Here is a 24331-nt window from a genome sequence, read left to right as displayed (position 1 = left end):
AGTTCCACTGCACGTTCGTAAACCCGAACCGCGCATCATCGGAATTGTCACGGAAAACAACAGCGGGATCTCGCCCCCTCAGGGGCGAAGCGGTGGCGAACTCGGTTGCCGCCGATGGCCGGTGGGATCTGCTGGATCCAGTTCGTCGGCGCGCCGGAGGATCCGTCGTGCGGGGTCGCCGGTGATCCAGCCTCGCTGGCGCCACCACGCGCTCGCCGAGCGAAGTGCATACCGGCGGACGTTGAGTGTCGACGGCGCCGCATACCCCCATCGCTGGACGAACCATTCACTGATGTCATCGATGATCGGTTCGGTGTCGAGGGCGGCCACGGGCAGCTGCGGCCCGAGCCGGTCGACCAAGCCGCGCAACACGACTCGGTAGGAGCGCGCGGTGTTCGGATTGGCGATCCGGTGGACATAGGCAGCTACCGCGTTATCGAGGGTCGGCCCGTTCGCGGTGTCGAAGCGGTGCACGATTTCACTCCTACCTCCCCATGCCGGAATGGATTTCGAGCGCCAGGCTGCCCGAACGATCGTGAGACTTTCGTGAAAGCGTGGCTGCGCTGTGAGCAGGTTCACCGCAGGTATCGCACCCTGGACGAACCGGTGACACGCGGGCGGCGTTTTCCGTTCACCCGCACGCCACTCCGACGCTCGAGGATGCATTTGTCCATTTTGTCCAGTTGATAGGAGTGTGTGCGTGACCGGTTCGATCAAGCGACGCGATGTTATTGTCGGAATGGGCGCTCTAGCAGGCGCTTTCGCCGCCGCGCCGTTCGTATCGCCGCCCGTCACGCGGGCCGCGCCGAGCGGCCGGGAACTCCGGATACTGAACATCAACATCTGGCAGGCCGGTGACAACATCTCCGGCGGAATCGATCTCGTCACCGATCTGATCATGTCCACCGACGCGTCGATCGTGACGCTGACCGAGGCGTTCCGTGGCGCGACCGACCGCATCGCCGACGCTTTGAAGCGCAAGGGTCGCACGTATGCGAGTGCGCCGTCCGATGACACGGGAGTCCTGTCCGTATTTCCGATCGAGTCGTCGTCCACCACCCTCGGATGGATGACGCGGGCGCGGTTGACGGTGGATGGGAAGCCGCTGTCCGTATACGCGGCTCACCTCGAATACCGTTGGTACGCCACGTATCTGCCGCGCGGATACGCACCCGGCAGCGTCGGCGACGAATTCGCTCAGTACGGCTGGTCGAAACTCCCCAACGGACCGGTCACCGATCCAGCCGTGGTCCAGCGGGTGAATATCGCGTCCGGCCGACCCGACACCATCGGGAGATTCCTCGACGACGCCAAATCCGAGATGGCCGCCGGGCGTTCGGTGATCCTCGGCGGGGATTTCAACGAGCCTTCCGCCCTGGACTGGACCGCGGCAACGGCTCGGGTGTTCGACCATAACGGGGTGGTTCTGCCCTGGGAAAGCACCCGCCGACTCCAGCAGGCGGGCTTCGTCGACGCCTACCGATCCAAGTATCCGAATCCGGTGACCCATCCCGGATTCACCTGGCCGGCAAGTAATCCCGAGGCGCCGGTGAACAAGCTGACCTGGGCTCCGGAGGCCGACGAGCGAGACCGGATCGACTACATCTTCACCAGTCCCGGCGCCGGACTCGCGTTGAGCGCGGTCGGGCTGGTCGGCCCCCGTGCATCGATCGTCCGCAGCAAGCGGATCGATGAGAATACCCAGGACAACTTCATCGCCACCCCGCAGCGCTGGGTTACCGATCACAAGGCCGTACTGGCCACCTATCGGCTGACCGACCCGGTTCCGGGCACCGGATCGGCCGGAAGCTGATCGGCGTTCTCCCAGCCGGGACGGAGCTCGCTCCCATGGTCCGCACAGCGGGCGTTCATAGCGTCGGCCCTGTTGGCGAAATGACGACCAGTGAGGCTGCCCATGAACCGCAACATATCGAGGTTCCGCACCGCGGTGGTACCCGCCGCGGGCCTGGGAACCCGGTTTCTTCCCGCGACCAAGACCGTGCCCAAGGAACTGCTGCCCGTGGTCGACACTCCGGGCATCGAATTGGTGGCCGAGGAGGCCGCGGCGGCGGGTGCGGATCGGCTGGTGATCGTCACCTCGCCCGGAAAGAGCAGTGTGGCAGCACATTTCGCGGAGGATCGGGAACTCGAGAGCACGCTCGCGGAGCGCGGAAAGTCCGCGCTGGTGGACAAGATCCGGAGGGCGCCGGGTCTGCTCGCGGTGGAGACGGTGACCCAGCACCGTCCGCTGGGCCTGGGCCATGCCGTGCTGCAGGCCGAGCAGGCGCTCGCGGACGACGAGACGTCGCTGGCGGTACTGCTTCCCGACGATCTGGTGCTGCCGCGCGGTGTGCTGGACACGATGGCACGAGTGCGCCGGCAGTACGGGGGCAGTGTGCTCTGCGCGGTCGACGTTCCACGCGATCAAGTCGGCGCCTACGGCGTGTTCGATGTCGAACGCGTGCCCGGTGATCCGAATGTCTTACGGGTCAACGCCATGGTGGAGAAACCGGCCGTGGCGGACGCACCGTCGACCTTCGCCGCGGCGGGTCGCTATCTGCTCGACCGTGCCGTCTTCGACGCACTGCGCCGCATCTCCCCCGGCGCGGGTGGTGAGCTCCAATTGACCGACGCCGTCGCCCTGCTCATCACCGAGGGCCATCCGGTACATGTGGTCGTGCATCGCGGCATCCGGCACGATATCGGCAATCCGGCCGGATATCTGCGCGCCGCAATCGATCTGGCGTTGGAGCGCGAGGAGTACGCCGACACACTGCGAGACTGGCTGGTGCACCGACTCGGCCTGGACGGTTCGCGTGCACCGGAGGCGGCGTGAGGTTCAAGCACGACATGGTCGTCTACGGGGTGCACGAACTGCCGGTGACATGGTGAACCCGGAAGGGTTCGTCATCCGGGAGAGGGATGTGTCCCTCCATAGGGGTAGAGCAAGATCAGCCACTGAGCCGATGCGAACCGGAGCATGCACTCCTTAACGTCGAGTCGGTCGTTTCGATCGAGAGGGACAAGTGTTGAGTGCAGTGGCCACCACAACGCCGTCACCGGAGGCAAGGGAGGATACGCGGCCGCACCGAGTGGGTTGGAATCGGTTGACTCGTATCGTATTCCGGTTCACCTTCCTGTATTTCGGGCTGATCTGCCTGGCGATGCCGTTGGCCTGGTTCGTGTATGCCGGATGGCTCGTTCCCCAGTTGGCGAGCACCGTCGCGGACTGGCCCGGGCATGTGCTCGGTCCCCTCTGCGAGTGGGTGGGTCGGCATGTCTTCGGTGTCGATGCCCGCTGGCACGCCACCGACGGTGGCGACCGGATTGTCGACTGGATACTGCTGTTCTGTGTGCTGGCAGTCGCGGTGTTCGGGACGGTGGCCTGGTCGGTGCTGGATCGGCGTCGCCGGGAATACCGGCGGCTGGGGGGCTGGTTCGCTCTGATCATCCGTCTCGTCGTGGCCGGACAGATGTTCTACTACGGCACCGGAAAGTTGATTCCGGACCAGATGCAGCGGCCGGCGCTGTCGTCGCTGCTGCAGTCGTATGGAGACCTGACTCCGATGGGTGTGCTGTGGGCGCAGGTCGGCAGTTCACCGGTCTACGAGATACTGCTCGGCGGGGCGGAGATGACGGCGGGGATCTTGCTGTTCGTCCCGCGGACCGCGATCGCCGGAGCACTGCTGGCCCTGATCGACATGGCGATGGTGTTCACCCTGGACATGACCTTCGACGTGGATGTGAAGATCTGGTCGGGCCACCTGATGCTGATGAGTCTGGTCCTCTTGGCCCCCGAGGCTCGCCGGTTGGCGAATGTGCTGGTACTCAACCGGACAGCCCGGCCCTCCACAGCACCGTATCCATTCCATACCGTCGAGTCTCGACGGATCGCGGCGGCGGTACAGGTTGCGCTGTGCCTGTGGGTGTCGACCTCGTTCGTCTACTTCGGCTGGAAGAACTGGTCCGAGTACGGCGACGGTCGTCCGAAACCACCGTTATACGGAATCTGGACGGTGCAGGAGTTCACCCGCGACGGGCAGGCCGTGCCGCCGCTACTGACCGATCCGGATCGCTGGCAGCGCATAGTGTTCGACGACTACCCCGGTTTCATGGAGTACCAGCGCATGGACGGGACACTCGTACCCACACACGTCGACGTCGACACCCGAGCACACCGCCTGCAGTTGACGACCGCCGACGCGCTCCCGAAACCACGCTCGGGTCCGCCGTCGCAGCAGCCGCCGCAACCGTTGGGTACCTTCACATTCCAGCAATCCAGCCCGGACCGGCTACGCCTGGACGGTGAACTCGAAGGCCACCCCGTCACCGTGACTCTGGAACGGTTCGACGAGAACCGCTTCCCGCAGCGCAGCCGGGGCTTCCACTGGAGCCAGGAGTACAGCTTCTTCTGACGCGGGGGCTCGACAGACCCCCCGGGACCCCCTCGCCGGTCGCGCGTTCCGATTGAATGCGTGGTTCGGTGCGAGACACAGTCTGTTCGCCAGCAGCGCCGATCCCGAAATCATCACAAGGCCGATCGTGCCGACGAACACTGTGCCTCCCCTGAACGAAACCTGCGAACCAGCCGCCGATCACCCGACCCGGCAGAGCGGATGCCTGGGCTACCGGGCCCGGATGCCCGGGTTGGCATGGTTGTTCGGTAATCGTGCGGCACTGGCGATCCGCCCCGAGTTATCCGGTACGCGGTAGCCACCCCGGTCCGCAGCGAGTTCCCAGCCCGTTATCGCCGGCCGTGCAGGCAGGTCGACGACCGTAGATGTCGTCCACACCGCGGATACGTCCGGGTGCGCTTGCTTGTGAGAGGTCCCCGAATGAATCTGGCGATCGTGCCGGCCCGCGGCGCCGGGAGTCACCCGGCCGAGGCGGGCCCGGCAGGCGTCGGCGACCCGCGGGCACGTGAATCTCAGCGTCGTTCAACAGGATTCGCGTTGCTCGCGGTCACCGTGATGCTGTCGCCGTGGGTGGTGTCCTCGCTCGGAGAGCTTGATCATGCCGTGGTCGAATTGCTGGGGTTCGGGCTGGTTTTCGTGCTGTCGCGGGTGGTGTTGCTGGCGGCCGGCATCGGGCTGCTGGCCAATGCGGTCGTGGTCGTGTGCCGGGAAGGGATGCGGGTCGCCACCGTTGTCACCCCGGTCGTGGGCCTGGGGCTGCTCGTGCTGTCCATGGCGATCCGGGATGTCGTGCACCCCGGACCGGATACCCCCGCGTGGCTGTCGATGTCGGCGGGGGTGATCGTTGTCCTGGGCGTGTTCGTCGTTGCTCAACTGGTGGCTTTCACTGTCTACGCGGTGCTGTACGCCCGGCTTCCGCTGCGCACCGGCAGCGACGTCCTCGTTGTCCTCGGCTGCGGGCTCGATGGTGCGCGTGTCACGCCCTTGCTCGCCTCCCGCCTCGACCGGGCCGCGCGGGTCTACCGGGCCGAGATAGCGGCCGGCGCCGATCCGATCGTGGTCGCATCCGGCGGCCGAGGACCCGGTGAAACCGTTCCCGAAGCCGATGCGATGGCCGATTACCTTGTCACCGCCGGCATTCCGGCACCCCGGATCATCCGCGAGCGCAGGTCCCGAACCACCGAGGAGAACCTGTGTTGTACGGCCGCCGAGATCCGAGGGCGCGGCCTGCGTTGCGGCGGCAGTCGAATGATCGTTGTCACCAGCGATTTCCACGTATTGCGGGCCGCGATGCTGAGTCGCCGTCTGGGTATCCGCGCCCGTGTGATCGGTGCGCGCACGGCATACTACTTCGTGTTCACGGCCTTCTTGCGAGAATTCGTCGCGTTTCTCGCCCTCCATCGCCGCACCAACATCGTCATCGGCGTGCTGCTGATCGTTCCGGCCGTGCTCGGTTACTTCGCGACCATCACGTAACGGCTCCCGGCGGGCATAGACCGGACGTTCTGCACCGCAGCGCATCTCGCCCAACCGACCGCGCGCCCAGCGGCCTCATACCGACGTTTATCGCCGTCCGAACCTCCAGCGGCTGCTGGAGGAGTTCGAGTAATCTAGAGCCCAGCACGAGGAGAGGATGTGAAACATGGACGGTGACTTCATACCTGAAACCGACAATATTCAGCAGATCTTCGATGTCTTCGCCGAAATCAGCAAGCTTCCTGAAACCTCCGAGTCGATGTTGACCGACGTCTATTTCAGTGACTTCCCCGAGGCCAGTAGCAGGATTTTCCGGATCTATCGCACCCTTCCGCTGCACTACCACAACGACTGCGACGAACACCTCTACATAGTGAGCGGTGAAGGAGTTTTTCACCTCAGCGGCGAAGAAAGCGACGCTCGGCCCGGAATGTTTCTCCGTTTCGCGCGCAGAGAGATCCACGGATTTCCCATGATCACAAAGCATCCCTTCGTCGTGTTGTCCGTCGATGTACCCCGTCGACGCCCCGACGACATCGTGTTCGTGAACCCCGACGACGGTGATGCCAAGAGTTTCATGGCGCGAAACAGCGTGTAGGACAGGCGAAGACCGCGCCGGGAAGCGGAATGGCTGACCGGCAGTTTCTTCATGGACGCCGTCTTCCCCAGCCGCGGGTTCGAGGTCGTCACCTGCGCCGGTCGGGGTTTCGGGGCGGCATGAAACCATCGACTCCGATTTCGCCGCGTCGCCGAGAGCTGCGACAATGGTCGCATGGTCGAACTCGTACTGATCCGGGGCGATATCACCGAGCAGGATGTGGATGCGGTGGTGAACGCGGCGAATTCGTCACTGCTCGGCGGCGGGGGCGTCGACGGAGCCATTCACCGCAAGGGTGGTCCGGCGATCCTGTCCGCGTGCCGTGACCTGCGGGCGTCGCATTACGGGAAGGGCCTGGCAACCGGGAAGGCCGTCGCGACGACCGCCGGTAATCTGCCCGCACGATGGGTGATTCACACGGTCGGGCCGGTGTGGTCGGCGCAGGACGACCGATCGGAGCTGCTGGCCTCCTGCTACAGCGAATCACTGCGGGTGGCAGATGAGTTGGGCGCGCGGACGGTTGCGTTCCCGGCCATCTCCACCGGTATCTTCGGCTGGCCGATCGACGACGGTGCCCGCATCGCGATCGAGACCGTGCGGGCCGCCGACACCACGGTGCGGGAGGTGCGTTTCGTATTGTTCAGCCAGGATGCCTATGACACCTTCGCCGCGACAGCGTGATTCCCCGACGCCTCTTCGTCTTCGGCGGGCTCGGGTGGTTCGAGTCGACTCCGTGGTTGGCTTGCTCCGATACTGCGCAGGACCGTCGACTTCCGGTGGCCAGACGAGTCCGACTGCTCTGTTCGTGTTTCAGGTCGTGCCGGTCAGGTGGCGTCGGTTCGGGCGGCGACGATTGCGAAGGTGGTGAAGGGCGTGCGGAAGCCGCCGCCCATCGCGTCGATGACGGCACCGACCTCGGTCAGCACCTCGGCCACCTTGTCCGCCGGGAGACGGGTGAGTCCACCGGTGGTGGGCAACAGGTCCAGCCATTGGTCGCGGGTATAGGACCGCTCCCAATCGAATTGCAATTGCTCGGGATCACCGAACCCACCCGCTTCCCGGATCGCCTCGGCGTACTTGGTGAACCCTCCCTGGTACGCCTCGCGGAGTGATGTCCCCTGCGGGAGGCCGACCGGCGAATCGGGTGCCACCCGCCGATGGACGGCCGTGAAAGCCGCGGCCACATCAGGCGGCGGCTCGAATACATGCGCAAACACCGCGAGCCGACCGCCGGGGCGCAGCACCCGCGCCGCCTTGGCCGCGCCCGAGACAGGGTCCACCCAGTGCCAGGACTGCCCTGCGATCACCGCGTCGAACCTCCGCCCGGCGGGTTCCCACGCCTCGAATGTCGCGACCTCGACCTCGATGCCGCTGGCGCGGGCGAAATCGGCCATCCGGGTATCGGGTTCGACGCCGAGTACCGTGCAGCCTGCCGCGCGGAACTGGCGCGCCGCGATGCCGGTACCGCAGCCGACATCCAGGACATCGGGGCCAGGGGCGTCAGCAGCGATGCGTTCCACCAGTGCTGCGGGATAGTGAGGACGTGCCCGGTCGTAGCGGTCGGGGTCCTCGCCGAACGACTCCGCGACCTGTCGCAGTCGATGAGATTCGGGCCGCGACGACCCCGGCTGATCTTCGATGTAAGGCGCATTGGACACTCACCCAGGCTAACCTCGATTCCTCAAAGCCGTTCGATGCCCGGCCATTTGGCCGCTATCCGATATTCGGCACGAGGGTGAATTGGTAAGTGCTGTCAGCCAACCAGTTTGGGGGATGATCAGTTCCGCGGTTCACGAGGACGATCTCAAACGCCGATACCGATCGGTCGAATTGTGCAACGTTACATCGGATTCGCCCGGATCGGTAAGGCTGGCCTTGACTCGAATGAACCCGGACCTAATGTGACTCGGCCGCTGCGTCGCCGGACTCTACCCTTCGGTACTGGTCGGCGTCGGATCGGAACGAGGACGGGGAATTGCGGTAATGAGTGGATGGAATACGGTGCGGGACTGGGCTATTCGATCTCGTGCCGGGCTCGGTGCGGTATGTGTGGTGGCGGTCGTGGCGGGTGGCGCGATGGCGGCCCCGGCTGTGGCTGAACCGGATAAACCGGGGATGGGGACCGTGCTGGCGCCGAACGGCCGCTCGCCGGTCAATCTGCGGTCCGGTCCGAGCCTGCGGAGTTCGAAGGTCGGCAGAGCTCGTCATCGCGATCGGGTGACGATCGTGTGCACGGCGCGCGGCGACCGCGTCACGAGCAAATGGGGTGCCACCGATGTGTGGGACAAGCTCGACAGCGGCCGGTGGATCAGCGACGCCTTCGTCGACACGGGGACCAACGAGCCTGCGGCGCCGGACTGTTCGGGCGGCGATCCGAAGCCGCCTAAACCCCAGGAGCCCACGAAGCCCCAGGAGCCCACGAAGCCGGACGAGTCGGCGAAGCCGGGCCCGGGCGCGGGTGAGGGCGAAGCGCAGTGGGAGAAGCAGGTCCTCGACCTCGCCAATGCCGAGCGACGCAAGAAGGGTTGTCAGCCACTGCGGATGGATGAGCGTTTGACCCGGGCCGCGCGCCTGCACAGCCAGGACATGCGAGACCGACGGTACTTCGATCACATCAGCCCCGACCGCCGCGACTGGATGCAGCGGGCGAAGGCGCAGGGATATCAGGACGAGGTCTCGGAGAACATCGGCATGGGGCAAACCTCGCCGCGGGAGATCATGGACGGCTGGATGAGCAGTTCTGGTCACCGAGAGAACCTGCTCAACTGCTCCTGGAAGTCGGCCGGAATCGGTGCGGCGAAAGGCAAACCCGGACGCGGCAATTCGCTGCTCGACACGGGGCCATGGTGGACCATGATGTTCGGCGCACGCTGATCACTGTGCGCCACAGGGTGACGAGCCGGAGGTTTCCCGGACTGCCTCCCGAGCCCGCGTGCGCCTCGCAGCGCACCGGGCTCTCCGCGAATCCCTTCGGGCAGAAGAGGTTTCCTGATGCCGCGCTCGGCCACGGCGATGCGATCTTCGTCGGCGGAGAATCAGTGGGGCACGCGGGCGATATCGGGCTGCTCCGGCCCGTGCGGGATGTCGAAGGTGTCCTCGCCGGTGCGCAGCAGCCGCAGCACCACACCGGCCACATAGTCCGGGCTGTGCACCACCATGCCCGGCCGCGGCGTGGCGCCGAGTGTGAACATCCCGTCACCGAACTCGGTCGCGGTCATCGAAGGCAGCAGCAGCGACACCGCGATCCCGTCACCGGCCAGTTCCTCCCGCAGTACCGCGCTGAGCATGTTCACCGCCGATTTTGTCGACGCGTACGCGCCGGATCCCGTCGCCACCCGGCGCGTGGTGCCCGAGCTGACGTTCACAATCCGACCGAACCCCTGCGCCCGCATGGTCGGCAGGACAGCCTGCGTCACCCCGACCAGACCGACCACGTTGAGTTCCAGAATCCGCCCGAACTCGTCCAGGTCGACATCGGCCACGGGACCTTGCAGACCGGCCCCGGCATTGTTCACCAGTCCGTCGATGCGGCCATGCCGCGCCACCGTTGCCGCAACCAACTCGCGCACCTGCGCCGGGTTGGTCACGTCGGTCGGCACCGCGAGCGCCCCGCCGAGCTCCGCGCTCAGCTCGGTCAACCGCTCCGGCCGCCGCGCCGCCAACACCGGATACGCCCCAGCCGCGTACAACAACCGCGCCGTGGACTCCCCGATACCGGACGAAGCCCCGGTAACGATCACCGTCTTCCCGGCCAACTCGATAACATCGGTCATGCACCAACGTGTACCAGATCGCAGCGCCGGACTGGTCTGTTCGGGGTCACGTCTCGTCGGAGAGCACCCGCACCCACAGCGATCGGCAGGGCGGACCCGAAATCTGTTGCCCCGTCAGCAGATCGAACGTCGAATGGTGCAGCGGGCAGGTGATCCGCAGCGCGCGGCCGTTGACGTGGCCGAACCGCAGCCTGCCCTTGCGATGCGGGCAGGCGGCCTCGATGAGAATCCGGCGGTCGCCCACCTCGATCAGCAACCGTTCCTCGGTGGTCTGGCGGACCTCCGCCTCCGGACCCGAATCCTCCATCGCTACACCCTGTTCCGCGCCTTGGCGATCGCGCGGTCGGTGGCCTCCGCCACGACCGCACTGGTCAGTTCGACACCGACCCATACCTTGCCGAAATCCACCGGCCGCTCCAGCTCCAGCGCACGGATGGCGGTCCGCATCTGCTTGCTGTGGAAGGTGTCGATGTACAGATGCTCGGTGTAGTACTTGCGATTGACGATGTTCAGCCGCTCGGCGGCGGCCGCATAGCACCGATACGCGTACAGCACACTGGACTCGAAGTAGGCGTAGGCGCCGAGGAAGTACTCGGGTGCGGGTGCGCGGGCGGCCAGCCAGTGGAACAGGTTGACGTAGGCGAAGCTGGACTCGTCGGCCAGTGCGACGTAGTCGGTCAGCTCGACCGGCATGCCCAATTCGGTGACCAGTGCCCGATACAGCGCGGAATGCTCCAGTTCGTCGTTGCCACAACCGAATTCGTCCACCAGTACCCGGAACACCGCCATCCTCGCCCTGGCCGGCAAGCGCGGGATGATCGCGAGATGGGACTGCGATTCGACGAGGCCGTCCACCGCGAACTCCGCGACCACGATCTTGAACTGCTCGAGCGTGGCCTGCTCGGCCAGAAACCGCTCGTTATCCGTCGGACTCGCGGCCTCCTCGTCCCGCAGCAACCGGCCGAGCGCCGCCATCAGATCCGCTCGCGAGTCCAGTCTCGGCGCCCGACGCTCGATGTCGACGGCCCGGGCGACCACCCAATCCTGTTCCAGCGCCAGCATTTCGGCATAGTTGTCGACGTCGAGAACCGAGCGGTTGAGGCAGTACAGCCGCCGCTGCCGGCGATCGGTTCCGGTCATGTCAGCTCACCCGTTCCGCGACCGTGTCGTCGGACAGCACGCCCCGGCGGCACAGCTCCCGCTTGACCCACCGGTACCAGTCCTCGCGCAACAGCCCGTACCGCTCGCAGGCCGCGTCGATCTCGGCCTGCCGCTGCGGTGTCGGGTCCGTCAGCATCGAATTGCACAGCGCGGGTTCGAGATTGGCGAGTGGTCCGATGAATCCGGCGATGCCGTCGGCGTGGATCAGCAGATTCTCCCAGCCCTCGAATACCGGGATCCCCGGCAGCGCCGTCACGATCTCGCGGGTCAGCTCCGCCGATCCGCTGGACTCCTTGATGCCCACCACATCCGGCAACTCGCAGATCCGGCACAAGGTGTCGACCTCGATGCTGTTGCCCGACAACGCCGACTCGTTGTACAGGAACAGCGGGACCGCCACCGATTCCCGCAGGATCCGGTAGTGCTCGTAGATCGCCTCCTGGGTGAGCCCGGCACCGAACGGGGTCGTCACGACCACGCCGTCCACTCCGAGGACCATCGCCCGCCGCGCGCGGTCGACCACCTCGGCGGTGGTGGCGAGCTGAACCCCGGCCAGCACCGGCAGCCCGCGCGAATGCTCGCGGGTGAGCGCGACCATATCGGTCCACTGGCGCTCGCTGAGCAGCCAGCCCTCACCCGAGCTCAGCGTCGGCATCAGGCCGGTGACCTCGTCGCGGACCGATTCGATCAGTGCGGCCACGCCCGGCGCGGAGACGACGCCGTCGGCGTCCAGCGGCGTGACAAGGGGGACAATGATTCCTGAGTACATCTCGTCCTCACACCCTCAGAGCCAGCGAATCCTGGTACAGCAGTTCCAGTCTGTCGGGAAAGCCCGACGCGGACGGCTCCGGAACCGAGCGGACGGGCAGGTCCGCACGATCCCGCAGCCTGGGGTTCGCGGTGTAGAGCACCGCCTCTCGGCGCAGCACCATGCCCAGCAGCAACCGTTCGCGCATCGGCAGGCCGACCAGTTCCGGTGTGTACAGCGAGGTTCGGACGTCGTCCTCGTCATAACCGAGACGGTCGATGCGGGCGTCGGTGTGCAGGTTGTCCATGAACGGGTAGTAGGCGTCCTGAGTGTCGCGGGGAAACCCCCACACCACATCGTCGCAACGCCCGACCTCCTCGAGACTCATGATCAGCCGCTCGCCCAGCCGCTGCGCGAAGAAACCCTTGCAGCAGTGGCGAAGTGCCTCGTCCCGGCTGTGCATGCCCAGGAAAGCCCAGGCGTCGACGACGATGTCAGCGCACATGATCGGACAGCACCTCGCGGATCAGCCGCAGCGCGGCGGCGAAGGTCTCCGGCTGCCGGGCCAGCGCGATGCGGATGTAGCGCTCACCGCGGCCGGGTTCGTCCCAGTAGAAGTAGGTACCGGGCAGCACGTAGACCTCGTGTTCCAGCAGCAGCGCCTGCAGTCGGGTCGCGGTGATCTCCTCGTCGGTGATCCGGAACCAGGCCACGCTGGTGTTCACCACCGGTTCGACGTGTTCCAGGATCGTGCCGTCCAGATACCGCGCGGCCACCGTGCGGTTCCGGGAGATCACGTCGCGGACCGAGGCGAATCCGTCCTCGATGGAGTCCTCGACGTACTGCGCCAACATGTTCAGCACGAACGGAGACACGTTGAGCAGCACCGCGGTGTGGATGTTGTAGACCGCCTCGCGGATATCCTCGCTGACGGTGATCATGGCGCACTTGGCGTCCTGAACCGGCCAGGTCTTGCCGGTGTCCTCGATCGCCATGTAGGTGACGCCGGACTCCTCCAGCAGCTCGTACACGTCGAAGCGGTCGAAGCGGTCGTCGCACAGCGCGAAGGCGGCGAAGCAGAAGTCGATCACGAGCAGAGTGCCGGTGTCCTTGCACCAGCGCACGACCTCCTCGAAGCCGCGGCGGCCGTCCTTGAGCAGACTGAACCCGGTGGGGTTGTTGGGGTCCACCAGATACAGCGCGCCGGTGCGCACCTTCCCCAGCCGCCTATAGATCGCGTCCGGATCGGCGAGGTCCTCCTCTGGCAGGGAGCTCACCTCGATGCCCATATGCTTCAACAGATCCGCGAGATTGTCGAAGCATGGCTCCACCAGTGACACCGCTATATCGCGCTGTGCCATATACATCGCGACGACCATGGTGGACACGCTTGCCGAATAGGAGAGCAGGGTCTTGTCCAGCGCGGCCGCCGTCGGCTGCCCGTGCAGTGTGAAGAAGGCGTCGGTGAAACGCTTTTCCATGGATTTCTGCAGGTTTTCCTCGGATTCGTACCAGAGCTCGGGCAGGTTGGCGACTATTTTGTCCTGCGTCGGCGATTGGCGTTGATGGGTATGCGCGTCGGCGAGGTTGTACTTTGTTCGCAGCGCCTTGATCTCATGTTGGGTGAGATCGACTGGCGTGGAGACATCGTGAGTTTGCTGGTGCATGCCGGAAATCTCCCAGGGCAATTCGTGGTAGTGGCCGCACGAAGCAAACTACGGATTTCACGGACGAACCGTCTACCGTCGTTATGACGAATTCGGCCCTCATCATTTCGGCGCGATCGGCGCCGGCGCCGCCGCGGGCACGGCCATCCCCACCGTGATACCGATCCCGACCACCACGCTGCCCACTATCTGCGGCAGGCCCAGCGCACCGGTGCCGACCACCGGGGCGGCGACGGCGGAGGCCACCGGAATCAGCCCGGCGAACAGGCTGGCCCGCTCCGCACCCAACCGCTGGATGCCGGCGTAGTAGCAGATGAAGGCCACCGCGGTGATCGCGATCGCCAGATAGCCCAGCGCCAGCGCCTCCCGCATGGTCGGCGGCCGCAGCAGCGAGCGCGGGAGCTCCACCACCAGCGTCAGCACGGCCATCTCGACCGCGGCCAGCGCACACACGTAGGTGGACACCACAATTGGGCCCAGGCGCGGCAGCACCGGCACCGCGAGCACCGTGAACGCGGTCTCGCCGAGCATGGCCAGCAGCGCGAAACCGAATCCGGCCGGCGATGTACTGCCCAGCCCGATGACCACCGCGGCGCCCACCACGACCAGCAGCGCGGCGCCCAGCATGGGAGTGGACGGCCGGCGCCGGGACATGATCGGACCGGCCAGCGCCACCACCAGCGGGGTACCGCCGACGACGACGCCCAGCGCGGCCGGCTCCGAGGAGCGCAGCGCGGCCAGCGAGGCCAGATTGAAGCCCACCAGACCGGTCGCCGCCAGCAGGGCCAGCAGGCTCAGTTCCCGGACCGTGGGGCGGGGCGGCCGCGTGCGGCTCCACAGCAGGATCACGCCGAGGGCCACGGCGCCGACGGCGAATCGCAGCGTCTGGCCACTCAGAAACGGATAGTGCGTCAGCAGACTGGTCGCCGCGAACGAGGTTCCCGCCAAGGCGGTTCCGATGGCCGTCAGCAGCACTCCGGGTAAGGATTTCCCCTCCATGCGAGTACTTTACCGTCGGCCGACCGGTCCGCCGTGGGTACTTTCTGCGGATCTTCGATCGGTCGAAAGTACCGGCCGCGGATCGGACCGGAATTCCTCACAACGACGGTCGACTACCGGCGGGCATTGTTCTTACGCTCATCGAAACCCCTTTCCCGGGTAATGCGGGATTTCCGTTGCAACGCCATCCATGAGCGAGGCCGACCAGATGATCAAGCAAGTTGTCCTGTCCCACAACGATTTACCGACCGCGTGGTACAACATCGTGCCCGACCTGCCGGCCCGAGTGCCGCCGTCGCTGCACCCACAGACGCTGGAACCGCTGACGCCGGACGACCTGCTTCCGTTGCTGCCCAGCGGAATCGTCGAGCAGGAGTTCTCCGAACAGCGCTGGATCGAGATCCCCGACCAGGTGCGCGAGCTCTACCAGATCTGGCGCCCCTCCCCCATGTACCGGGCCACCCGGCTGGAACGCGCACTCGACACCCCGGCCAAGATCTACTTCAAGTACGAGGGCGTCTCCCCTGCGGGTTCGCACAAACCCAATACCGCTGTGCCGCAGGCGTATTACGCCGTGCGGGACGGCGTCAAGCGATTGACCAGCGAGACCGGTGCGGGCCAGTGGGGGTCGGCGCTGTCGTTCGCGGGCGCGCTGTTCGGCCTCGAGGTCACGGTGTACATGGTGCGGGCCTCCTACAACCAGAAGCCCTACCGCAAGATGCTGATGCACACCTGGGGCGCCACCGTGTTCTCCTCGCCGACCGATCGCACCGAGGCGGGCAGGGCGGTGCTGGCCGCCGACCCCGACTCACCGGGCAGCATCGGCATCGCCATCAGCGAGGCCGTACAGGACGCGCTCAGCAGGGACGACACCCGATTCGCGTTGGGCTCGATCTCCAACAACGTCCTCCTGCACCAGACCGTGATCGGCCTGGAGGCCAAGAAACAGTTGGAGATCTTCGGCGACTATCCGGATGTCGTGATCGGCTGTGTCGGTGGCGGTTCGGGGTATGCGGGCCTGTCGTATCCCTTCATATCCGACATGTTGACCGGGACACGGACGGGCACCCGGTTCGTCGCGGTCGAGCCGGACGCCTGCCCCAGTCTGACCCGGGGCACCTACGCCTACGACTATCCGGACACCGCGTCACTGGGACCGGTGCTGCCGATGTACACCCTCGGCCACGGCTTCATGCCCGCACCGATCCACGCGGGCGGCCTTCGCCATCACGGCAGCTCGCCCACGATGGGAATCCTGGTGGAGCACGGCCATATTCGGCCCCGCTCCTATTCACAGAACGAAGTCTTCGATGCCGCAGTGCGATTCGCGCGCACCGAGGGCTTCGTCATGGCTCCGGAGTCCGCGCACGCCATCCGCGGCGCGATCGATGAGGCGTTGGCGGCCAAGGAAACCGGCGAGCAGCGCGTCATTCTGACCCACGTGTCCGGCCACGGGCACTTCGACATGGCGGCCTACGAGTTGTTCCTGGCCGGGACCCTGGAGGATCACGTGCCGACGAGTCAGCAGATCGAGAAAGCACTCGCGGACCTGCCCGACGCCAAGGTATCGGCCTGAGCCTCGGGTGGCGTGGGCCTTGTCGAAAGGCCCACGCCCACACCGCGGTTCAGGGAATCGCGCGCCGATCGAGGTGCACGATTCCGCTCTCGTACGCGTAGATCGCCGCGCTCACGCGGTTGCGCATGCCGAGCTTCGTCAACAGGTGCTGCACATGTGATTTCACCGTGCTCTCGCTCAACACCAGGATCTTGGAGATCTCCGCATTGGTGCGGCCCTGGGCGAGCAGCCGCAACACATCGGATTCACGGCGGGTGATCGACTCCAACTGCTCACTGCTCAACGCGGCGTCGAGCAGTCCGACGGCCGACTCGGCCGGCCGAGTCGGGCCGAACGACGGGGACAGCGAGTATCCGGCGGCCACCATCCGAAGCGCCAGCACGAACTCCTTCGGAGTGGCCTGGCGCATCAAGGTTCCCACGGTGCCCGAGAACGAGTGGGCCGAGCCGTCGGTGACGATCACCAGGAACCGTCCCGGCCAGTGCGGGCATTCGGCCCTGAGGTGATCGACGACCTGTTCGGGCTCCAGCGCCCCGGAATGCGCGTTGACGACCACCACATCGGGTGCGTCATCGTTGATCTGCCGCACCGCGGTCGCCACATCGGACACTTCGTCTGAAATGTCGATATCGGCATGATTGCCGATTATGGCCCGCACACCGGCCCGGGTAATCGAACAATCGTCGAACAGCATTACTGTGATGGTCTCGTCGAAGTTACCTGAGTCCATGGATAGGTTCCCCCCTCACGCGGCGTTGCGACCGAGGCGGTGGACTCGACGAGGACCGAGCGCACGACGTCGAGAACAATCGGTCACCCATAATTAATGCCGCCCCACAGGCATACTTCAAACGTTTAAGCCAGGATGCAAACGTCGGCGATCTACAAAGGAGAGCGGCCTCGAGTGCGGCTCGGAAACCCATGGCCCGCCGAGTCATTCGGCATATGCCGCGACCAGCGCCGCCGCCGCGGTGGCGGCCTCGTGTTCGGCGCCGGAGAGCGGATCCGCCAGGTCGGCGAACACCCCTTCGGTCAGGAACACCGCCTGGCCGTGGGCGCATGCCGCAATCGCCAACACCAGCCTGCGCGCCCGATCGTCATCGCCGCACAAGGCGCGAGCCGGCACGGACAACTCGGCGAACAGAGCCTGTCCGGCCTCGGCGAGCGGAGGGAAGCGGGCCTTGTCCAGTCCGGCGGCGAAGGTGAGTGTGAACAATGCCGGTCGGTCCGCGGCGAACCGGACGTAGGCCGCGGCGAAGGCTGCCAACTGCTCACCCGGATCGTCTACTTCGGCCATGGCGATGCGATACCGCTCGCGCTGTTCGGTGAACGCGCGCAGCACCAGGGCCGCCAGTAGCGCGTCGCGGTCGGCGTAGTGCTTGTACGGCGCGGCCACGCTGACCCCGGCTCGACGGCTGGCCTCGGCCATCGTGACACCGCCGATGCCCTTGGTAGCCAGTAGCTCCAGTGCGGCTTCCTCGAGTACGCGCCGCAGGTCACCGTGGTGATGTCCGCTGGGCCGCTTGACGTTCGGTGACATGACGCTAAGGTTAGTGTCACTAACCAGGTGAGTGCAACTAACCTTTGAATTCGGAGGCCACCATGTCCGACGTCGATCTCGGTCTGGATGTACACCACACCAGCTTGTCCGTCGCGGATCTCGATGCGCAGCGCGCCTGGTACCAGCGAGCGCTCGGCTTGTGCGAGGTCATCGAGGAGTTCCAGCTCGACGAGCCGGCGGTGCGGACGGTCGTGCTGCAATCGGGTTCCGGTGTGCGCCTGGAACTCATCGAACGAGCCGGCGCGAGCAGGGACCGGGCCTACACCGATCCGTTGGATGCCGCGAGTGTCCTGGGATTCGGGCATTGGGCGGTCTCGGTGCGCGATCTGGATGCAGCGTTCGCCTCCATCGTGGCGGCCGGTGGTAGCGCGGTGTGGCCGCCGGCGGACGCGGTGCGGCCAGGGGCGCGGTTCGCCTACATCAAGGACCCGGAAGGGAACCTCATCGAGCTGATTCAACCACCGGCGACAGTGTATTCACTTGGGCCCCAGCACTAGCCGTGCTGAGCCGCCTTCAAGTGCGCGATCTCGTTGCCCCAGACCGAGTGTGCGCCACTGTCACCGATTCGGTAGACCTGGACCACCGACGAGACCCCGACGACCACCGCGAGTACCGCGACCACGACGGTGGCAACGATCCGGCGTCCAGCGCGGCGGCGTTCGGCAATATGCAACGCCACCAGAGCGACCGCGACCACCAGCAGCGCGACCGAGAAGTAGATCATCATGTCGCCGCGCGCGGCGTGCTCACGCAAGAGCGGATCCGGGTTACGCCGCAGGTGATACAACCACTCCCCGGCATGTGTGGTGATCGGTGTCAGCACCGTTGTGACGATCGCCAGGATCAACGTGAACCAGACCAGATGCCCCCGGCGGGCGGCGGGCCATACCGCGCACACGATCTCCAGCGCAGCGGTGAGCGGTGCGAGAACCACCATGAAATGTACGAACAGGACGTGTGCCGGCAGGTTGTTGATGACGGTCATCGGGCTCCTCGACCAATAGCAGTACCGCAACGCCTCGGCGTCGGATCCGCGCGGTGAAGTCCGCAGCGGTGTTGAGCGGCACGGCGGTCCTGATCGTAAGCCCGGCAACACTTACCGCTCGGGTGAATCCACATACGGGCCGACAGTCGCCGCGCTTCGTGCCGGATGCGGGCGCTTTTCAGCTGGCTCGGGTGATCAGTGCCGTGATCTTCGCCGAAATCTGCTCGAGGGTGGGCATATCCGCGATTTCTGTGGCGACTTGTGTTGCGGCTGTGCGGTATCGGGGTGTGGTGAGCAGTTCGGTGATGCGGCGCGCGGTGATCTGTCGCGGCCGCAGAGATAGTCCCGCGCCGCGGCGTTGGACGAGTTCGGCGTTCCATCGGCGGTCTCCGGGAGCCGGTGTGGCGATCTGGGGTACCCCCGCTCGCAGTGCCGCGTAGACCGAGCCCGCGCCTCCGTGGTTGATCATGGCGGCGCAGGCGGGCAGAACGGAATCCAGAGCGGTCCAGCCGACGGTACGGACATTGCCGGGTAGGGCGGAATGTTGGATTCGGTGGTTGGGGCGGACGATGACGAATTCGGCGTCGATGTCACGGGCGGCTGCGACTGTCGAGGACAGCATGGCGTCCGGTCCGTCTCCGAGCATGGTGCTGCGGGTGACGAGAATGCGGGGGCGCTCCGGTGTCTGCCTCAGCCACGCGGGTGGGGTGTCGCCGATGGCATAGGGCACGTATTGCATCGGCCATCCCGGCACCGAGACGATGCTCGGCGGAGCGATCGAGATGGTCGCGCCGCGCGGGCCCGCATGAGGGTGGCCCAGTCGAAGCAGGATTTCGGCTGTGATGTGTTCACCGTTGTCGAAGGCAACGTTGTGCAGGACCGACGGCACCCCTAGCCGGACGCCGGCGACGGCCGCGGCGGCTGCGAAGGGTTCGTGCACGATGATGTCGGGTTCGAACCTGTCCGCCAACCGCGTCAGCGGCTCGAGCATGGGTTTGTTGGTGGCAGCGAACACACGCCCGGCGCCGGCGGCGTCCGCCATCCCCGAGGCGGCGTTCAGGGCTGCGCGAGGGTGCAGAGCCAGGGCGCGGACAACGGCTCGAGTGAGTCCGAAAGGGGGCCAGACGTTCTCGACCGCCACACCCGAGTCGCGAGCGGTGACGGCGTCGCCGCCGGTGGCCACCAGCACGGTGTGCCCGGACGCGTGGAGGTGGCGGGCCAGGGGCATCATCGGAAACAGGTGTCCGATCAGGGGTGTCGCGACGAACAGCACTCGCACTGGCGTTTCCTTCGATCCGCACCTGCAGCCAAGGCGTCGCTTCGGGCCTGGGCTCGGGATTATTGTGGGTTGGCGGGCCGAATGTCGTAGTCATGCCGCGGGTTTGACGGTCGGATCGTTACGTGGGGTGATCCGATGGATGCGGAGGACAGGACACTGTCGACGCCGAGCGACCCGCTCGCAGCGGGCCGCGGTCTGGTGGTGTTATCCCCACATCTGGATGATGCCGCACTGGCGGTCGGGGCGTTGATCGCCGCGCGAGCCGCGGCCGGTGCGCATGTGGAGGTCGTATCGGTGTTCACCGACGGCCCCGCACCCGACGCCGTGTCCGGTCGGCGCGCGGCGTTCGGCGACTACGCGACCAGACGCATCGAAGACGACAGAGCCATGGCGGTTCTCGGTGCTCGCCAGCGGCGGATGGGGCTGTGGGAGCGGATGTTTCACGACCCGGCCCTGCCGACCCCGTTGCACCTGTTCCGGACGCCCGCCACACTGTCGGGGTTCACCGAACTGGCCGCGATCGAGCGGGAGATAGCGGCCATTCTCGCGGTGCCCGGAGTGGATTTGCTGGCCCCGCTGGGGATCGGGAACCATGTGGACCACGTGGCGGTGGCGGTCGCGGCCATGCGGTACGCGATGACCGGTCGACAGTGTGATCGGGTGTTGTTCTACGAGGACTTCAATGCGTTGTCCGAGCGTTGGCGGCGCCGACATCCCGTATCGCGAACGGCACCCTATCCGTGGCATTCGGCACCGGGATGGGCCAGCCCGATCGCCGGAATCAAGATGGAGGCCATGTCGCTGGTGTCGCGAGGCCCCGCATCGAGCGACTATCTGCGCGCGAGCCGAAGACCCGCCGTGACGTGGACACCGCACATCGCGGCGGTGGCGCTGGAGAACGAGGACGCGAAAATCGGTGCCGTTCGCGAATACCGCACCCAGACCCGGGTGCTCGGCGGAGAGAAACAGATATCGGCGATGATTCGGCGATCACGTGCTCGTCGTGGCGGTGAGGTCCTGTGGCGCCTCCGGCCGGGCGGGCCTGCATGAGCAGGGGCGGACATCACGCCGTCGCACGGTGTGCCGGTCGGATCGGCGTCGTGCTGACCGTTCTGGTGACCTCGGCCGCGGCGGCCGCGATCGCGGCCGCCCAGCCACTGTCCGATAGTTCGGTCGCGAGGATCGATCACATCGTCGCGCGCACCGATCGCTGGTTGGAGGTGTTCGTCGACTCGCCGTCGATGAATCGGGTCGTGCAGGTCGACGTTCTCCTGCCGGCCGATCCCCGCACCCCCCGCCCGACCGTGTACATGCTCCAGGGCGGTGACGGGGTGGAACCCGACCAGAGCGACTGGACCTATCAGGGTGGCGCCGTACAGTTCTTCGCCGACAAGGACGTGAACGTGGTCCTCCCGGTCGGCGCCCCGGGCAGCTACTACACCGATTGGCGCAGCACCGATCCCGTGCTGGGCAGGCAGAAATGGGAAACGTTTCTGACCAGGGAGATACCCCCGCTGTTCGACGCGAGATTCCACGGCAACGGAGCCAACACGATCCTCGGCGCGTCGATGGGCGCTCAAGCGGCAATGATCCTGGCCGAACGGACCGGCCATCTGTATCGTGCCGTCGCCGCATACAGCGGGTGCTACTTCACCAGTGATCCGTTCGGGCAGGCCGAGATACGCTTCATCGTCCACTCGAAGGGCGCGACGCCGGACAACATGTGGGGCCCCGGCAACGATCCCGACTGGGTGGCCCACGACGTGATGATCAACGCGGCGGCACTGGCCGGTAAAACGGTTTATGTCTCCAGCGGGCCCGGGGTGCCGGGTCCGCACGAAACACCGGACAACCCCGATCTACTCGATGCCGTATTCGGCGGCGGCCCCATCGAATCGGTCACCCACTACTGCACCGTCCGGCTCCAGAATCGACTCCGGGCGCTCGCAGTGCCCGCCACATTCGACTACACCCCAACCGGGACACACAGCTGGCCGTATTGGACCGATCAACTCGCCGCGAGCTGGCCGTATCTCGCCCACGCCCTCAGCCATCCCTAGCCGGGCACCTGCTCGAGGCCCGCCCCGACTACCCGGTCGCGCGGATCACCGGCGTACCGTGGCACGGTCCACGACGTCGCCCATCAGAACACCGCAGTGCGGAAGGATGCCTCGACATGATCGATCATGTCTATATCTCGGTCACCGACATCGAGAAGTCGCTGGCCTTCTACGTCGAGGCACTGAAACCCGTTGGCTGGCGCGAATTCGGGAACTACGACGCCACGTCCGGACCCGACAACGTCCCGGATCTCTTCGGCCTCGGCGACGACACATACATCTCCGGCACCGGAGTCGGTTCGAGCATCTGGCTGCGGCAGCGCAAGCACGGCGAGACAGGCCTGTACCTCGGCATCGTGTGCGATACCAACGAAGCTGTCGACGCCGCCTACGTCGCCGCGATCAACGCCGGTGGCATCGACGAAGGCGGGCCGGCGGACCGGACGTATTTCGCACCCGGCTACTACGCCGCCAACGTCGCCGACTTCGATGGCAACCGCCTGGAGTTCGTGCATAAGGCCTGGAACCCCGCGCGCTAGGCGTACCTTGACCTTGCTACTCGGTGGGCGGCTCGTCGAAGCTGGGCGGGAGGTCCGGTGTGCTCGTGAATTGGCCTGCCGCATGCCGATAGGCGCTCCAGCCGTCGGCCTCCCACCATGAGCGGAGCACGAAGACCAGTTTCGGGTTGTGCTCCTCGTCCTCGAGCCACGCGCGGCGCGCGATGACCTCGAACTCGGCGGCGGCGTATTCGAAACGATCATCGACTCGCCCGGAGTACAGGGTGTCGAGCTCTCGAACCTTCTGTGCGGCCGGTGTTTTCCCTTCTGCCGCGACGATGATCCGCAACCCGGCCCAGTAGAGGTCGTACACCATCTCCGCATCATTATCCGATCCGAGCGTCTCCGCGATCCTCTCCAAGGCAAACAGCGACGTGAGCAGATGCAACACCACGAAGTCGCCGGGCACGGCCAAATACAGCAGCGTCACCGCATGCCGAACTCAGTCGCGCCGTTCGGGTCCCGGCAGTGCGGCAACCCACACAGGTGTATCGGCCAATTCGGGAATGCCCGCATGCGCGATGCTCGCGACCCGAGCCTGCAGACCCGAACGTTTCAGCTCCGGACTATCGACTATCGAACGTCCACGCACAGACTATAATTCGAGCCGTTACGGGGGTTCGAACTGATGTCTCATCATCTCCAGCTCACCCATGCGGACACTACTTTCACCTGGCACGACCGTGTCAGCGACTGTCACCGCGGTTCTATTCCCCACTGCGCGTATTGATTTCGCCGCGAGCGATCATAAACCGCAAGGCTGGTATCTTTTGGCTCTCCGCTGAGCTCTATGTGCTGACTCACTTGGAAGTTGTTGTGTCACTTAAAATATCTGCGCCCATGGAGGCCTTCTCCACGCGTCGCTCGACCAGCGGCGCGACCTCGTCGGGCCGAGATCGGGAAACGACAACTTTTCATCTGCTACTTCAGCGCATTGATCGCTGATTCGATGCGATCGAGGACCTGGTTCTCCGCGAACGCCACTGAACCGACCTCGACATCGTCGAACCCACCGTAGGACCGGATGCAGCCTTGCTTGCTGCTTTCGCCGCTGCCGGAGCTTCTTTCGCGGCGGCCTTGGCGACGGTGCCGACCAACTTACCGTCCGGGATCATCCCGACGGCGGCCGCAGCCGCACCCGCCTTGTCACCTTGCGCCAGGTGCCCGACCGCCGAGACCCCGGATGCTACCGACCCGATAGGACCGGGCACATATGTGGAGTCCGGCTCGAGTTCGGGCATGCCGGTCGACCGCCCGTGCTGGTCATGGTGTCGGGCTATTCACGGATCATCGCCGCGACGATGATCCCTACCCGCCAAAGCCCGGACCTGCTGGCCGGGCATTGGGCGCGCGATGAACGGCTCGGAGCGCGCAGTAGCTCACTAGTACTCCAGCCGGACTTCGTTGGTGACGGCAGCGCTGGTGGACGGGGCTGCTGGTAGCAGGGCGGCCACCGCGTGATCATGTCGTGTTTGT

General features: G+C 65.8%; 26 protein-coding genes. 12 read left to right on the top strand and 14 right to left on the bottom strand.

All coding sequences use genetic code 11. The annotated features are described in order from the left end of the window. Positions 1-78 precede the first annotated feature (78 nt). Positions 79-474, bottom strand: a complete 396-nt coding sequence (locus tag ACIA76_RS38550) for a hypothetical protein (protein ID WP_397159605.1) — start codon at positions 472-474, stop codon at positions 79-81. 265 nt (positions 475-739) lie between these two features. On the opposite strand from ACIA76_RS38550, the gene ACIA76_RS38545 reads away from it, so the two are divergent. The 6 genes from ACIA76_RS38545 to ACIA76_RS38520 all read left to right on the top strand — a co-directional run bounded on the left by ACIA76_RS38545 (position 740) and on the right by ACIA76_RS38520 (position 7170). Further along, entirely contained in the window at positions 740-1813 is a 1074-nt protein-coding gene (locus tag ACIA76_RS38545; protein WP_397159603.1) for an endonuclease/exonuclease/phosphatase family protein, read from the top strand. 102 nt (positions 1814-1915) lie between these two features. Continuing rightward, positions 1916-2836: a UTP--glucose-1-phosphate uridylyltransferase gene (locus ACIA76_RS38540; RefSeq protein ID WP_397159601.1), complete on the top strand. Its 921-nt coding sequence runs from the start codon at positions 1916-1918 to the stop codon at positions 2834-2836. A 271-nt stretch (positions 2837-3107) separates the two neighbouring features. Beyond that, entirely contained in the window at positions 3108-4415 is a 1308-nt protein-coding gene (locus tag ACIA76_RS38535) for a DoxX family protein (RefSeq protein WP_397159599.1), read from the top strand. Between the two features lie 420 nt (positions 4416-4835). Further along, positions 4836-5891 carry a YdcF family protein gene (locus ACIA76_RS38530; protein ID WP_397159597.1) on the top strand — a complete coding sequence of 352 codons (1056 nt, stop codon included), beginning with the start codon at positions 4836-4838 and terminating at the stop codon, positions 5889-5891. A 166-nt stretch (positions 5892-6057) separates the two neighbouring features. Continuing rightward, positions 6058-6489: a cupin domain-containing protein gene (locus tag ACIA76_RS38525; RefSeq protein WP_397159595.1), complete on the top strand. Its 432-nt coding sequence runs from the start codon at positions 6058-6060 to the stop codon at positions 6487-6489. A 174-nt stretch (positions 6490-6663) separates the two neighbouring features. Next, positions 6664-7170 (top strand): O-acetyl-ADP-ribose deacetylase, encoded by a 507-nt coding sequence (locus ACIA76_RS38520; protein ID WP_397159593.1) that lies wholly within the window; start codon positions 6664-6666, stop codon positions 7168-7170. A 143-nt stretch (positions 7171-7313) separates the two neighbouring features. Here ACIA76_RS38520 and ACIA76_RS38515 read toward each other — a convergent pair whose 3' ends face one another. Continuing rightward, positions 7314-8147 carry a class I SAM-dependent methyltransferase gene (locus ACIA76_RS38515; protein WP_397159591.1) on the bottom strand — a complete coding sequence of 278 codons (834 nt, stop codon included), beginning with the start codon at positions 8145-8147 and terminating at the stop codon, positions 7314-7316. Positions 8148-8472: 325 nt separating this feature from the next. On the opposite strand from ACIA76_RS38515, the gene ACIA76_RS38510 reads away from it, so the two are divergent. Next, positions 8473-9363, top strand: coding sequence for a CAP domain-containing protein (locus tag ACIA76_RS38510; RefSeq protein WP_397159589.1), 891 nt, complete (start codon positions 8473-8475; stop codon positions 9361-9363). A 161-nt stretch (positions 9364-9524) separates the two neighbouring features. Here the strand turns inward: ACIA76_RS38510 and ACIA76_RS38505 are convergent, their stop codons facing one another. The 7 genes from ACIA76_RS38505 to ACIA76_RS38475 form a co-directional block, all read right to left on the bottom strand. Continuing rightward, positions 9525-10262, bottom strand: coding sequence for an SDR family oxidoreductase (locus ACIA76_RS38505; protein ID WP_397159587.1), 738 nt, complete (start codon positions 10260-10262; stop codon positions 9525-9527). A 46-nt stretch (positions 10263-10308) separates the two neighbouring features. After that, positions 10309-10569 (bottom strand): Rieske (2Fe-2S) protein, encoded by a 261-nt coding sequence (locus ACIA76_RS38500; protein ID WP_397159585.1) that lies wholly within the window; start codon positions 10567-10569, stop codon positions 10309-10311. Between the two features lie 2 nt (positions 10570-10571). Continuing rightward, positions 10572-11402, bottom strand: coding sequence for an iron-containing redox enzyme family protein (locus tag ACIA76_RS38495; RefSeq protein WP_397159583.1), 831 nt, complete (start codon positions 11400-11402; stop codon positions 10572-10574). Between the two features lies 1 nt (position 11403). Continuing rightward, positions 11404-12192 carry a dihydrodipicolinate synthase family protein gene (locus ACIA76_RS38490; RefSeq protein WP_397159581.1) on the bottom strand — a complete coding sequence of 263 codons (789 nt, stop codon included), beginning with the start codon at positions 12190-12192 and terminating at the stop codon, positions 11404-11406. A 7-nt stretch (positions 12193-12199) separates the two neighbouring features. Beyond that, positions 12200-12676 carry a DUF6190 family protein gene (locus tag ACIA76_RS38485; RefSeq protein WP_397159579.1) on the bottom strand — a complete coding sequence of 159 codons (477 nt, stop codon included), beginning with the start codon at positions 12674-12676 and terminating at the stop codon, positions 12200-12202. Next, positions 12666-13838 carry a pyridoxal phosphate-dependent aminotransferase gene (locus ACIA76_RS38480; RefSeq protein WP_397159577.1) on the bottom strand — a complete coding sequence of 391 codons (1173 nt, stop codon included), beginning with the start codon at positions 13836-13838 and terminating at the stop codon, positions 12666-12668. Before ACIA76_RS38480 ends, ACIA76_RS38485 begins: the two co-directional genes overlap by 11 nt. A 102-nt stretch (positions 13839-13940) precedes the next feature. Further along, positions 13941-14837 carry a DMT family transporter gene (locus ACIA76_RS38475; RefSeq protein ID WP_397159575.1) on the bottom strand — a complete coding sequence of 299 codons (897 nt, stop codon included), beginning with the start codon at positions 14835-14837 and terminating at the stop codon, positions 13941-13943. A gap of 190 nt (positions 14838-15027) precedes the next feature. Between ACIA76_RS38475 and ACIA76_RS38470 the strand changes: the two genes are divergently transcribed. Beyond that, positions 15028-16413 carry a TrpB-like pyridoxal phosphate-dependent enzyme gene (locus ACIA76_RS38470; RefSeq protein ID WP_397159574.1) on the top strand — a complete coding sequence of 462 codons (1386 nt, stop codon included), beginning with the start codon at positions 15028-15030 and terminating at the stop codon, positions 16411-16413. Between the two features lie 49 nt (positions 16414-16462). Here the strand turns inward: ACIA76_RS38470 and ACIA76_RS38465 are convergent, their stop codons facing one another. After that, positions 16463-17143 (bottom strand): response regulator transcription factor, encoded by a 681-nt coding sequence (locus ACIA76_RS38465; RefSeq protein ID WP_397159572.1) that lies wholly within the window; start codon positions 17141-17143, stop codon positions 16463-16465. 204 nt (positions 17144-17347) lie between these two features. Beyond that, positions 17348-17953 (bottom strand): TetR/AcrR family transcriptional regulator, encoded by a 606-nt coding sequence (locus tag ACIA76_RS38460; RefSeq protein ID WP_397159570.1) that lies wholly within the window; start codon positions 17951-17953, stop codon positions 17348-17350. 62 nt (positions 17954-18015) lie between these two features. Here ACIA76_RS38460 and ACIA76_RS38455 point away from each other — a divergent pair, with 62 nt between their 5' ends. After that, positions 18016-18471: a VOC family protein gene (locus tag ACIA76_RS38455; RefSeq protein ID WP_397159569.1), complete on the top strand. Its 456-nt coding sequence runs from the start codon at positions 18016-18018 to the stop codon at positions 18469-18471. Here ACIA76_RS38455 and ACIA76_RS38450 read toward each other — a convergent pair. Together ACIA76_RS38450 and ACIA76_RS38445 are read right to left on the bottom strand one after the other, a co-directional pair. Further along, positions 18468-18959 carry a DUF2231 domain-containing protein gene (locus ACIA76_RS38450; RefSeq protein WP_397159567.1) on the bottom strand — a complete coding sequence of 164 codons (492 nt, stop codon included), beginning with the start codon at positions 18957-18959 and terminating at the stop codon, positions 18468-18470. The genes ACIA76_RS38455 and ACIA76_RS38450 overlap by 4 nt on opposite strands. A gap of 178 nt (positions 18960-19137) precedes the next feature. Then, on the bottom strand, positions 19138-20238 hold the full coding sequence (locus ACIA76_RS38445; RefSeq protein WP_397159565.1) for a glycosyltransferase: 1101 nt from the start codon (positions 20236-20238) through the stop codon (positions 19138-19140). 135 nt (positions 20239-20373) lie between these two features. Here ACIA76_RS38445 and ACIA76_RS38440 point away from each other — a divergent pair, with 135 nt between their 5' ends. The 3 genes from ACIA76_RS38440 to ACIA76_RS38430 all read left to right on the top strand — a co-directional run bounded on the left by ACIA76_RS38440 (position 20374) and on the right by ACIA76_RS38430 (position 22837). Next, positions 20374-21288 (top strand): PIG-L family deacetylase, encoded by a 915-nt coding sequence (locus tag ACIA76_RS38440; protein WP_397159563.1) that lies wholly within the window; start codon positions 20374-20376, stop codon positions 21286-21288. Continuing rightward, positions 21285-22298 carry an alpha/beta hydrolase gene (locus tag ACIA76_RS38435; protein ID WP_397159561.1) on the top strand — a complete coding sequence of 338 codons (1014 nt, stop codon included), beginning with the start codon at positions 21285-21287 and terminating at the stop codon, positions 22296-22298. Before ACIA76_RS38440 ends, ACIA76_RS38435 begins: the two co-directional genes overlap by 4 nt. 116 nt (positions 22299-22414) lie before the next feature. Beyond that, positions 22415-22837 carry a VOC family protein gene (locus ACIA76_RS38430; protein WP_397159559.1) on the top strand — a complete coding sequence of 141 codons (423 nt, stop codon included), beginning with the start codon at positions 22415-22417 and terminating at the stop codon, positions 22835-22837. Positions 22838-22853: 16 nt separating this feature from the next. Here the strand turns inward: ACIA76_RS38430 and ACIA76_RS38425 are convergent, their stop codons facing one another. Next, a complete protein-coding gene (locus tag ACIA76_RS38425) occupies positions 22854-23285 on the bottom strand; it encodes a hypothetical protein (RefSeq protein ID WP_397159557.1) in 432 nt (143 codons plus the stop codon). Positions 23286-24331: the final 1046 nt, after the last annotated feature.

It is taken from the genome of Nocardia sp. NPDC051570 (assembly GCF_044454005.1).
GTDB lineage: Bacteria > Actinomycetota > Actinomycetes > Mycobacteriales > Mycobacteriaceae > Nocardia.
The sequence above is the reverse complement of the archived record's forward strand: the minus strand, read 5'-3'. Positions and strand labels throughout refer to the sequence as shown.